The organism is Orbaceae bacterium BiB (genome assembly GCA_036251205.1).
In the GTDB taxonomy this organism is placed as follows: domain Bacteria; phylum Pseudomonadota; class Gammaproteobacteria; order Enterobacterales; family Orbaceae; genus Orbus; species Orbus mooreae.
Genome location: CP133958.1, coordinates 2,733,841 through 2,745,855, shown reverse-complemented (window position 1 = coordinate 2,745,855; position 12,015 = coordinate 2,733,841). Strand labels below are relative to the sequence as shown.

General features: G+C 35.7%; 10 protein-coding genes and 1 pseudogene. 2 read left to right on the top strand and 9 right to left on the bottom strand.

Annotated elements, in window-relative coordinates; genetic code table 11:
- Positions 1–274: 274 nt before the first annotated feature.
- The 5 genes from RHO11_12940 to RHO11_12920 form a co-directional block, all read right to left on the bottom strand.
- Positions 275–850: an isochorismatase family cysteine hydrolase gene (locus tag RHO11_12940; protein WVD61356.1), complete on the bottom strand. Its 576-nt coding sequence runs from the start codon at positions 848–850 to the stop codon at positions 275–277.
- 1 nt (position 851) lies between these two features.
- Positions 852–1,484 (bottom strand): thiol:disulfide interchange protein DsbA/DsbL, encoded by a 633-nt coding sequence (locus RHO11_12935; GenBank protein ID WVD61355.1) that lies wholly within the window; start codon positions 1,482–1,484, stop codon positions 852–854.
- Positions 1,485–1,747: 263 nt separating this feature from the next.
- Positions 1,748–2,131, bottom strand: a complete 384-nt coding sequence (locus RHO11_12930; GenBank protein ID WVD61354.1) for a RidA family protein — start codon at positions 2,129–2,131, stop codon at positions 1,748–1,750.
- Between the two features lie 238 nt (positions 2,132–2,369).
- On the bottom strand, positions 2,370–3,239 hold the full coding sequence (locus tag RHO11_12925) for a co-chaperone YbbN (protein ID WVD61353.1): 870 nt from the start codon (positions 3,237–3,239) through the stop codon (positions 2,370–2,372).
- Between the two features lie 38 nt (positions 3,240–3,277).
- Positions 3,278–4,048: an SDR family oxidoreductase gene (locus RHO11_12920; protein ID WVD61352.1), complete on the bottom strand. Its 771-nt coding sequence runs from the start codon at positions 4,046–4,048 to the stop codon at positions 3,278–3,280.
- Positions 4,049–4,231: 183 nt separating this feature from the next.
- Here RHO11_12920 and mtnN point away from each other — a divergent pair, with 183 nt between their 5' ends.
- Together mtnN and RHO11_12910 are read left to right on the top strand one after the other, a co-directional pair.
- A complete protein-coding gene (gene mtnN / locus RHO11_12915; protein ID WVD61351.1) occupies positions 4,232–4,921 on the top strand; it encodes a 5'-methylthioadenosine/S-adenosylhomocysteine nucleosidase in 690 nt (229 codons plus the stop codon).
- A gap of 15 nt (positions 4,922–4,936) precedes the next feature.
- Positions 4,937–5,560 carry a TRIC cation channel family protein gene (locus tag RHO11_12910; GenBank protein WVD61350.1) on the top strand — a complete coding sequence of 208 codons (624 nt, stop codon included), beginning with the start codon at positions 4,937–4,939 and terminating at the stop codon, positions 5,558–5,560.
- A 43-nt stretch (positions 5,561–5,603) separates the two neighbouring features.
- Here RHO11_12910 and RHO11_12905 read toward each other — a convergent pair.
- The 4 genes and pseudogenes from RHO11_12905 to uvrA all read right to left on the bottom strand — a co-directional run bounded on the left by RHO11_12905 (position 5,604) and on the right by uvrA (position 11,908).
- A pseudogene (locus tag RHO11_12905) lies at positions 5,604–7,001 on the bottom strand (MFS transporter).
- An 18-nt stretch (positions 7,002–7,019) separates the two neighbouring features.
- Positions 7,020–8,192 carry a M20 aminoacylase family protein gene (locus tag RHO11_12900; GenBank protein ID WVD61349.1) on the bottom strand — a complete coding sequence of 391 codons (1,173 nt, stop codon included), beginning with the start codon at positions 8,190–8,192 and terminating at the stop codon, positions 7,020–7,022.
- 249 nt (positions 8,193–8,441) lie between these two features.
- A complete protein-coding gene (gene plsY, locus RHO11_12895; GenBank protein WVD61348.1) occupies positions 8,442–9,047 on the bottom strand; it encodes a glycerol-3-phosphate 1-O-acyltransferase PlsY in 606 nt (201 codons plus the stop codon).
- A gap of 23 nt (positions 9,048–9,070) precedes the next feature.
- The gene (gene uvrA, locus RHO11_12890; protein ID WVD61347.1) at positions 9,071–11,908 is read right to left on the bottom strand and encodes an excinuclease ABC subunit UvrA; all 2,838 of its coding nucleotides are present in this window, start codon (positions 11,906–11,908) and stop codon (positions 9,071–9,073) included.
- Positions 11,909–12,015 lie beyond the last annotated feature (107 nt).

Here is a 12,015-nt window from a genome sequence, read left to right as displayed (position 1 = left end):
CTCATTTTTATATAAAGTGGAATAATTAATTCTTAAATTAACAAAATTAAATAATAAAAAATTAAAAATAATCAATAAAAATTTAACTACTGCTTTTTATCAATCGACTAGAAACAATAATATCATTCTGAATGATATAGTGAGATAAGTTTATTTGGACAAATTAGCAATATTTTAGCGGATATAAAAAAACGTAGTTGCCCTTTTAGCGACTACGTTTATGGTATGCTTTAATCGCGTGAAATAAAAAATAGATTTAGTGCAATAAAATAGCTTAAATCTCTTTTTCTAATTGCTGAACATTAACAACATGAGCAATATTTTTTAAAAATTCAATAGAGCTATCATGCTCCTGCTGAGTCGGAGCAGCACAAGCATCTTCGACAACAATAATCTCATAATCTCGATCATGGGCCTCACGTGAGGTGCTTTGTACCGTCATTGAGGTACTGACCCCAGCAATAATTAAGCGCTCTATTTTGTTAGCTCGCAAAGCAGCCTCTAGTTCCGTACAATAAAATGCACTTACTCGTGGCTTTATAATCACCATATCGGCTTTATCGGCATGTAAATCAGGATGAAAATCAGTACCTCGACCCACTAACGATAAAGCCCCTAACTGCTTCGCCTTTGCGAACATTGGTGAGTCTTTTGGCTGCTCAGTGTAGTTAGCTGAAAACCCAACTTTAACAAGTAACTTTAACCAATTATTTTTTTCTGCAATCGCCAATATTTTATTAGCATTAGCAATTACTTGACGACTAGCTGCTTGCTCAGCAGAACGTGCGATTTTACCTTCAGGATGCATAATATCAATAATATAATCAATACCAATAAATGCTGTTTTCATTTTACTCTCCAACCATTTGAATTAATTCATTAAGTTTTTCTTTTGTGTCCTGATAATGATTAGAACTATCTAAAATCAATTGATACTGATGATTAGCATAAATAGCAGGAACATACTTAAGATTATAATCTTTAGCTAATTCAATGGCCTGATTCATTTTATCTGTTACTTCATCTGAATAATAATATTCTTCAAGTAATTGTCGATCAATATTATGGTTTTCAGCCCAAGAAAAAATTTCATCCGGATTATCAAAATTCAGCTTTTGCTCATGAATAGCAAAATAGATCAGTGGTGAAATTCGTTTTTGTTCTTGAGGCGAGATCATTCCCAATGCATAAAAAAAACGAGCATATTCAGTCCATTTTCCTTTACGAGGAATCGCTATTTTTGTTATCTCAACATTCTCAGGTTTATCCGTTAACCAATCTGAAAGTTCAGACTCCATCATATAACAATATGGGCAACCATAATTAAAAAACTCAATCACCTCAATCTTCTCTTGCTCAGTCGATGTATCGGTCACTGAATTTTCTAAAACAATATAATCTTTATTTTCAACCAAAGTGGCAAAAGACAGACTACTTGTCCCTAATAATGAGACTATTAAGGCTACTTTTAAAAAATTGTTCATCAATACAACTCCTATGAAAAGATAATGGTTATTTTTTTAGCTATGTAACAGGTGAAAAAGATAGTAAGACTTTACTACGTAATATCATAGCATACTGTAATATGAATGGTATGTGGGTTACGAGCGATAAGAATAAAAAAATTTAGTTAGAAAATGGGCTTTATAAAAATCTATTTTTTAGTGAACAGAATGAGGATAAAAAATAATCAGATATTTACTACTTGTTGGAAATCCCATTACAAGTAGCAAATATTAATAGGTATTTATTTAGCGGCAATTACTTCAATTTCAACTTTTGCATCTTTCGGTATACGAGCAACTTGTACGCAAGAACGCGCAGGGAATGAAGCATTATTGTCTTTAAAAAATTGCTCATATGCAGAATTCACCGCAGCGAAATCATTCATATCAGCTAAAAATATTGTGGTTTTTACAATATTTGCGACCTGACAATTAGCGGCTGCTAATATCGCTTTAATATTGGCTAAACTCTGTTTAGCCTGAGCACTAACATCATCTGGCATAACATTTGTTTTAGGATCAAGAGGTAACTGACCAGAAACAAATAATAAGTTACCTACATCAACCGCTTGCACATAGGGCCCGATCGCAGCAGGTGCATGTTCTGAATTAATAATGTTTACCATTTACTTTACCTCATTTAATTTTTATCACACGTTATATCCAAGTAATATACTATACCTACAACAGGAAATGCAGTAAAAAATACAAATTTGCTCTTAAGCTGTCGTAAATCGCAATCTAAGTGACGATAGAATAGCGTATTCTATTTTTCGTTATAATATTGCTGTAACATGTTAATCTAGTATAAAAACCATACTTTAATTCAAGCTATAAATGACGATTGTTCCGCTATTAGTCATCTTAATACAATAATGTATACAGCTTACGTCGATAACTTGCCGCGATCGCATTACCAGACCCTAAAGCCGCTAGCATATCAAGTAAGGCTTTTTTCGCTTGTCCATCACCCGCATTTAAATCTTTGGTTAACGGTTTAAATACCAATTCCAGCGCCTCTTCATGACGTCCCACTTGCATTAGTTGTGAAGCAAGTTGAATTGCTAATGAGATATTATTTGGATCATTATTCAATGCTGATTGTAATTGCTGAATCTCCGGCGAATTAGCAGCTTGTTCAAGTAATTCAATTTCAGCATTTAAACCATGATAGGTTGAATCTTGATCCTGTAATGGAATCGTTGCTAAACAAGCTTTCGCGTCGTCAAGCAATTTAAGTTCAATTTGAGCCTTAGCTAGTAGGAAAGCAATATCGCTACGAGGTTTACCTAAGTGATCATGTAGATTCGTCCAAGCCTGTTTTAATAGTGGTAACGCTAGAGAATATTTTTCATCACTCATTAACTGCTGAGCTTCTTGTAATTTAAGCTCGTCTTCATTTGGTAATACTTTATCTAATAAAGCCTTGATAGCCTCAACGGGTTGTGGACCTTGAAAACCATCAACGGGTTGACTATTTTGAAATAGATAGACCGTTGGAATAGCGCGTAGACCAAACTGTGAAACAAGCATTTGCTGTTCGTCACAATTCATCTTAGCTAAAATAAATTTACCTTGGTACTCCTGCGCAATACGCTCCAATGTAGGTGTTAATTCCTGACAATGTGGGCTACGCTCTGACCAAAAGTAAAACATAACTGGAACTTTAGTCGATTCTTGCAATACTTGCTGAATATTTTGTTCATTTATATCAAAAATAAATGTATTTTGCATAGCGAATATCCTACTTTTACAATACTTAATTGGACAGTTTACTTACTAACAAGAATTTTATCCATTAGTTTGTCTGGTAGCAAGCGTTTACCTACTGCAGCAAGTTGTGTCACAAAAGTAACTCGGTAACGGACTTTCGGTGATTTACTCTCTAAAGCATGATAAAGTTTTGGCAAAATAGCTTCAGGCGGTAACGTAAAACGCTTAGCTATTGGTGGGTTTTTGACTACTCTATTTTTTTCTGTTTGTTCAACATTAGCAGAAAAATTAGTTTTTAGCGGTCCTGGTTCGATTAAACAGACTTTAATATTTGTTTTAGCCAGCTCTAATCGTAATACATCAGACCATGCCTCTAAAGCGTATTTACTCGCACTATAAGCCCCACGCCCTGGAGTAGCTATAATCCCGACAATTGAGCTCGTTTGTATAATTCGTCCTTCCCCTTGCTTTAACATAGCGGGTAACAGCAACTGGGTTAATTGGTGAATCGCAAAAAAATTCGTTGAAAACTGAGCTTCCATTTGCTGGCGACTAATACTATCTAATTTACCATACACACCAAACCCAGCATTATTAAAAAGCGCATATAGCTTATTATCAGTTAAAGATAAAACCTGCTCAGCGGCTTGTTGTACTGAATTAGGATCATCTAAATCGAGTAAGACAGCATCAAATCCTTGAGTAACTAATTGTTCCAAATCCTGTGGTTTTCGACATGATGTAATCACTCGATAACCTCTGTCCCGCAAGGATTTTGCTGCTAATAAGCCAATGCCACTTGAGCAGCCCGTTATGAATACTGATTTCATCTTATAACTCCATTTGCAAATAGACGACATAGTTATACTAAAAAAACCGTAATATGCAAGTACAAGACCTAATTTTAATTACGAGAATAATATTGTAATAACCCGTTATTAAACTTATCATATCCACCACCCGTGTGATTTTTTTATATCACCAATACATCAAATTTTTTAAGCTAGGTTATCATGAAAATTGCTATTATCGCTGCAATGGAAGAAGAAGTTTCCATCCTTAAAGACAAAATCACTAACTGTCAAATTGATAATTTTTTAGGTTTTGACTTTTATATCGGCCAAATTGAAGGTTGTGATATCGTATTACTAAAATCCGGTATTGGTAAAGTGGCTGCGGCTACAGCAACTACCTTACTTTTAAGTCGATTTGAAATTAATGCAGTTATCAACACTGGTTCAGCTGCCGGATTAGATACTCGATTGAATATTGGTGATGTCGTTATCTCAACAAGCACCATTTATCATGATGTTAATCTTACACCATTTGGTTATGAACTAGGTCAAATGGCAGGATGTCCTATCGCCTTTACTGCCGATGATAATTTGAAAAATATTGCTAAAAAAGCGATATTAAAACAAGGCGTTAATGCAGTTGAAGGGGTAATTACTAGCGGCGATAGTTTTATTAATAGTGAGCAAGCCTTACAAAAAATCAAACAAAACTTTACGGACGCGATAGCTGTTGAAATGGAAGCTACTGCTATTGCTCATGTTTGCTGGCTTTTTGCTATTCCATTTATTGTCGTACGTGCAATCTCAGATAATGGAGATCAAAAATCTGCGGTTAATTTTGATGAATTTTTACCACTAGCAGCAAAACAATCTTCGTTGATTGTCGAGTCAATGTTAAAACAAATGTAATCACTCAGGATTTATATGAATTATATATTTTGGTGTGATATTTTAGGTACCATTGTTTTCGCAATTTCAGGTGTGTTACTTGCTTCAAAAAAAGAGATGGATCCAATTGGCGCATTGGTTTTAGGGGTTATTACTGCCATTGGTGGCGGGACTATTCGCGATATTATCCTCAATAATGGCCCAATATTTTGGATTACAGATTCGACTGATCTTTGGGTTGCGATTATTACATCTCTTTTTACTATGTTAATCATTCGCTACTGTTCCATAGACATGTATCCTAAATGGTTACTGCCAATACTCGATGCAATTGGTCTAGCTGTCTTTGTAGGAATTGGTGTTAATAAAGCAGCAGCATGCGATGTCAATGGTTTAATTATGATCTGTATGGGAGTATTGACTGGTGTAGGAGGCGGAATTTTACGTGATGTTTTAGCTCGTGATATTCCAATGGTGTTTAGAACTGATATCTATGCAACAGCTTGTCTAATTGGTGGCGCAGTACATGTAACATGCTATTTATGTTTAGGTCTTGCATTAGAAACCGCAAATTTATTGGGAATTATCGTCACATTAACAATCCGTTTATTTGCGATTTATTTGCATCTAAAATTACCGACAGTACATACAAAAAAATAGGGATATCATTTAGATATCCCTTAAAGCAACAATAACAGATAACCTACTTTTTACTCGCTGGAACTAAGATAATAATTGAAATAAATGATAGTATACAAAAACCAACATTGACACCTAATCCAATTGTTGCTGCCGTATCAAGGCTTTGGCCTCTCGCAACAATTGCAGCATAAGTTGAAGCAGAAATCGCCACACCAAATGCACCACCTAACGAACTAGCCATCTTATAAATACCCGATGCAATCCCAACACGATCTTCAGGTGCATTAGAAATGGCAGTATCTGTTGACGGTGTTGCATAAAAACCTAAACCGAGACCAAATAAAATGTATCCGCCAAAAACCGCAACAATATAATGAGTATCCGATAAGAAAGTAAACATCATTAATGTGACACCTACACCGGTCATCAATGTACCTAATAACATCGGCTTTTTAGCACCAACTTTCTGTAGAATTTTTTCACCAACACGGATCATTCCTAATACGGCAACTAAGTAACCAATAGTTAATAATCCGGTTTGAAATGCAGTAAATACGCGACCTTGTTGTATATAGGTACTCGCAACAATCAGTGTACCGGCAACAGCATTCAACATAAAATTAGAAAATGTAGCGCCACTATAAGGCATATTTTTAAATAATGAGAAATCAATAAAAGCACCATTTGCTTTACGTTTTTCAATAATTAAAAATAAGATCAGAAATATGATACATATCGCAGCCATTGTTAATGTCGTCGTACTTGTCCAACCAAAAGTAGAACCTTTAGTAATCACCAGATTTAATGTTAGTAATGTAATGACAAACAGGAAAAGTCCAATATAATCAAATTTAGGTAAGCTTGATGGATCTTCAATCTTACTTTCAGGAGTTCCTTTAATCAATAACATACCTAACACAGCACAAATTATAGAGATAATAAAGATCCACTGCCAACCTAAATAAGTTGCAATTGCCCCCCCTGCAAGGATACAGATACCTGAGCCACCCCAAGAGCCTATTGATCAGAAGCTTAATGCTCTTTGACGCTCTTTTCCATCATAATATGTTTTCATTAATGCTAATGTTGAAGGCATAATACATGCAGCCGACAAGCCCTGAATGATAAGACCAATCGTAAATAAGATTTCACCTTTTGCAAAAATCAAACAAAGACAACCGATAATACTTAGAATAAAACCTAAATAGGTAAATCTAACTCGCCCAAAACGGTCAGCTAATCCACCCGCTACAACAATAAAACAACCTGAAAATAATGCAGTCAAACTTACGGCTAAATTGAATGCATCTGAAGTTAGTCCAACACTGGATTGAACATGTAACACAACACCAACAAGTGACTGTGCAAATAACCAGAATGTGATTACCCCTAATACAATCCCAAGTGTTAACTTATCATTACCTTTAAAGGGTACCGCTGGATTTTTTCTATTCGACATAGTAACTCCTTATTCTGATTATTTAGCTAAATATGTTTCAGTTAATGCCACCCAATAGGTCGCAGCCGGGACAATACATTTATCATTAAAATCATAACCAGGATTATGTACATTACAGAAGCCAGGTTCATCACCATTACCAATCATCATGTAACAACCATTAGGATTTTTTTCTAACATAAAAGCAAAATCTTCACTTCCCATAAATGGATGGCAATCATCATGAACGCGATCTTCACCGAATAAAGATGCCGCAACATCTAGCGCAAATTGTGTTGCATCAACGCCATTGATTAATACTGGACTACCGTTAACGTGTTCAATCTCAGCTGAGGCGCCAAAACTTTCCGCTTGTGTTTTTGCTATTTCGGAAATTCGTTTTAGAAGCAAAGCACGCACATCATTATCTAATGCTCTTACACTTAATTTCATGATTGCATCACCATTGACAACATTTGGTGCTTGACCAGATTGAATACTACCGATAGTGACAACAGATTGTGCAAATGGTGAAACATTACGAGAAACGATAGTCTGTAATGCCGTGCCGATATAACAGGCAACAACTGTTGCATCTATACCTTTCTCTGGCATTGCACCATGAGCCCCTTTACCTTTAATATGAATATGGATCGTATCTGAAGATGCCATGAATGCACCTTTTTTAAAATAGAAGTGCTGTTCTTTAAAACCTGGCATATTGTGAATTCCAAAAATAATATCACATGGGAATTTTTCAAATAATCCATCATCAACCATCACTTTTCCACCATATAATAACTCTTCTGCTGGCTGGAAAATAACATGTAACGTACCATCAAAATTACGCGTTTCAGCCAAATACTTAGCGGCACATAATAAAATTGTAGTATGTCCATCATGACCACAACCATGAAACTTCCCTTCTACTTGGCTGCTCCATGATTTGCCTGATGCTTCAACAATAGGTAATGCATCCATATCTGCTCTGATACCGATACGTTTATGACTAGTACCATTTTTAAGTACGCCAACCACGCCTGTTTTTGCTAAACCTCGATGTACTTCATAGCCCCATTGTGCTAATTTATTTGCCACAAGATCACTTGTATTAACTTCTTCAAATCCTAATTCGGGATGTTGGTGAATTTGATGTCTCAATTCAACAAAATCTGCTGCTGATTTTTCAATTGCCTGCTGTATGTGTTTCATTTTCGTACTCCTTATGAATATATATTTTTCTCTATTTATGATTATAAGATTTTGCTCAAGTAACAAAACCAGATTTTTCGATTAAAGATGAAGATATAGACATCACTAATTGGCAAATTTTAACTAAGTTGGGGATCAATGCGATTGATTTTTATGAATTAAATTACATTAAAACCAAAGAATCTTAGACAAGATAGTCATACTGATTCTAGGATAAATAAGCACATCTACGGTAATTGAATTAATCTGTTACTGTATTGGTTTATTCTTAGATTTAAAACAGATTTTTGGTTCTTCACCTTTAAATAACCGCTGAATATTACTGCTATGGCGCACAATAATAAGACAGGATAACATCGCAACTGGCATTGTCATCTCTGGGCGAATAAACCAAACATATAGCGGAGCCAATAAAAAAGTAATAATAGCACCAACAGAAGAGTAACGGGTGACTAAAACAGCGATCACCCAAGTAGCAAGAAGTAATCCAGAAAAATCATAGCCAAGCATAATGACAGATCCCATTGCTGTTGCAACGCCTTTGCCACCATGGAAATGAAAAAAACAGGGGAAAATATGCCCAAGACAGGCGGCAATGGCAATTACTCCTAAGAAAAACGGGGCAATACCAAGCCGATAAGAGATATAAACAGGTAATAATCCTTTTAACATATCAAATAGTAAGACACAAAATGCGGGAAATTTACCATTAACCCGCAACATATTAGTCGCACCAGGATTATGGGAACCAAACTCACTAGGATTACGCAGGTGCATTATCTTACTAAAAATCAATCCACCTGATAATGAGCCGCATAAGTATGCGACTATCAACATAATAACAATTAGCAGCAAGAATTATCCCTTAAATGTTCTAGCTATTTTTTAGCTAGTATAGGTTTTAAATACATTCCTGTATATGAGTGTTTGCATTTTGCGACATCTTCTGGAGTACCTTCGGCAATAATTTCACCGCCCCCACTACCACCTTCTGGCCCTAAATCGACGATCCAATCAGCTGTTTTCACAACATCCAAATTATGTTCAATCACGACAATCGTATTACCTCGATCACGCAGTTGATGAAGTTGATTCAATAATTGTTTAACATCAGCAAAATGTAGACCTGTTGTTGGTTCATCAAGAATATATAATGTTTTACCAGTATCACGTTTTGATAACTCTTTCGCCAGCTTAACACGTTGAGCTTCACCACCAGATAGCGTCGTCGCAGATTGACCTATCTTAATATAGGATAAACCGACATCAACTAAGGTTTGTAATTTTCGTGCGATCATTGGCACTGCATCGAAGAAATCTCGTCCTTCCTCGACAGTCATATCCAAAACTTGATTAATTGACTTGCCTTTATATTTAATATCAAGAGTTTCACGATTATAACGTTTACCTTGACAGACATCACAGGGAACATAGACATCAGGTAGAAAGTGCATCTCAACTTTAATCAAGCCATCACCTTGGCAAGCTTCACATCGTCCACCTTTAACATTAAAACTAAAACGTCCTGGATTGTATCCTCTCGCTCTTGCTTCAGGCACACCAGAATATAACTCACGTATTGAAGTAAAAAAGCCAGTATAGGTTGCCGGATTTGAGCGAGGAGTACGGCCTATTGGACTTTGATCAATAGCAATAACTTTATCAAAATAGTCTAACCCTTTAATCTCTTTATAAGGAGAAATATCACTTTTTTCAGCTCTATTTAGCTCATTTTGTGCTAATGGATACAGAGTATCATTTATCAGCGTTGATTTACCTGATCCCGAAACGCCTGTAATACAAGTAAATAAACCAACTGGAATATTTAATGTCACATTTTTAAGGTTATTACCGGTCGCACCAATTAATGATAGTAATTTCTTTTTATCCATTTTGGTTCGTTTTTCAGGAATTTCTATTTTCTCTTTACCAGATAAATATTGACCCGTTAATGAATTTTTATTTTTCATAACATCGTTAGGTGTTCCTTGAGCCACGATTTCACCACCATGAACTCCAGCACCTGGACCAATATCAATCAAATAGTCAGCGGCTAAAATAGCCTCTTCATCATGTTCAACAACAATAACTGAATTACCCAGATCTCTTAAATGGATTAAGGTATCAATTAATTTTGTATTATCTCGTTGATGTAATCCAATCGAAGGTTCATCGAGAACATACATTACACCGACAAGCCCTGCCCCAATTTGACTTGCAAGTCGTATGCGCTGCGCTTCACCGCCAGATAACGTCTCCGCAGAGCGAGATAGTGTCAAATAATTAAGCCCAACATTAATTAAAAACTGTAAACGCTCATTAATCTCTTTTAGAATTTTTTCGGCAATTTTTGCACGTTGACCAGATAATGATAATGCACCAAAAAAGGCTTTAGCATTATGGATACTCAATTCGCTAATTGCAGGAAGATTCGTATCATCAATAAAAACATTACGCGCTTCAACACGCAGTCTTGATCCCTGACAACTTGGACAAGCTCGATTACTAATATATTTAGCTAACTCTTCACGAATCGTTTGTGAGTCAGTCTCTTTATAGCGACGACTTAAGTTATTCAAAATACCTTCGAATGGATGCGTACGCTTAACAGAATCACCACGATCATTCGTATAGACAAAAACAATTTCTTCATCACCCGAACCGTGTAAGATAATATTTTTTATCTTCTCAGGAAGCTGTTCAAACGGTAAATCAATATCAAATTTATAATGTTCTGCTAATGATTTTAGCATTTGAAAATAGTAGAAATTACGACGATCCCATCCTTTAACTGCTCCAGCAGCAAGAGAAACATCTGGCATCTGTACAATACGCTTTTCATCAAAATATTGTTGTACGCCAAGCCCATCACAATCAGGACAGGCACCCGCAGGATTATTAAATGAAAATAATCTAGGCTCTAACTCTGATATACTATAACCACAAATTGGACAGGCAAAATTAGCAGAAAAAATAACCTCTTCATTATTAGGATCATCTAAGTTGGCAACCTTAACAATACCGTTAGTAATTGATAATGCAGTCTCTATCGACTCTGCAAGTCGCAATTTTAGATCATCACGAATACGAAAACGATCAACAACAACTTCGATCGTATGTTTTTTCTGTAATTCTAATACTGGTGGATCAGATAAGTCATAAATATCACCATCAACTCGAACGCGAATATAACCACTAGCTGACAATTGCTCAAATAATTTAACAAACTCACCTTTACGCTCAGTAACAACAGGAGCAAGTAGCATGTAGCGATTTTCAACGGATAAGGCCATAATTGCATCAACCATCTGCGATACAGTTTGTGCCGCTAATGGTAAATGATGAGTTGGACAACGCGGTTCACCAATACGTGCATAGAGCAAACGTAAGTAGTCGTATATTTCAGTAATCGTTCCGACAGTTGAACGAGGATTATGTGAGGTCGATTTTTGTTCAATAGATATAGCAGGAGATAGACCCTCGATATGATCGACATCGGGTTTTTCCATCAGTGATAAAAATTGACGAGCATACGCAGACAACGATTCAACATAACGACGTTGTCCCTCTGCATATAGGGTATCGAATGCTAGAGAAGATTTACCCGATCCAGAAAGTCCTGTAATCACAACCAACTTATCACGAGGAATAACTACATTAATATTTTTAAGATTATGAGTACGTGCACCACGAATTTCGATATTTTTAATTGACATATCTATCTTCTTTTATTGCTTTAAATTGGACTAGTTGAGTAAAAACTCAGTAATAGACTGTATATTATATCAGTATTTATTATCTAAATATATAACTAGTGAAGATT

What these genes read in the sequence shown, in the direction of transcription:
- RHO11_12930 (WVD61354.1), bottom strand. Translation starts at nt 2,131, where the DNA reads ATGGTAAACATTATTAATTCAGAACATGCACCTGCTGCGATCGGGCCC.
- RHO11_12910 (WVD61350.1), top strand. Translation starts at nt 4,937, where the DNA reads ATGAATTATATATTTTGGTGTGATATTTTAGGTACCATTGTTTTCGCA.
- RHO11_12940 (WVD61356.1), bottom strand. Translation starts at nt 850, where the DNA reads ATGAAAACAGCATTTATTGGTATTGATTATATTATTGATATTATGCAT.
- RHO11_12900 (WVD61349.1), bottom strand. Translation starts at nt 8,192, where the DNA reads ATGAAACACATACAGCAGGCAATTGAAAAATCAGCAGCAGATTTTGTT.
- RHO11_12925 (WVD61353.1), bottom strand. Translation starts at nt 3,239, where the DNA reads ATGCAAAATACATTTATTTTTGATATAAATGAACAAAATATTCAGCAA.
- RHO11_12935 (WVD61355.1), bottom strand. Translation starts at nt 1,484, where the DNA reads ATGAACAATTTTTTAAAAGTAGCCTTAATAGTCTCATTATTAGGGACA.
- uvrA (WVD61347.1), bottom strand. Translation starts at nt 11,908, where the DNA reads ATGTCAATTAAAAATATCGAAATTCGTGGTGCACGTACTCATAATCTT.
- RHO11_12920 (WVD61352.1), bottom strand. Translation starts at nt 4,048, where the DNA reads ATGAAATCAGTATTCATAACGGGCTGCTCAAGTGGCATTGGCTTATTA.
- mtnN (WVD61351.1), top strand. Translation starts at nt 4,232, where the DNA reads ATGAAAATTGCTATTATCGCTGCAATGGAAGAAGAAGTTTCCATCCTT.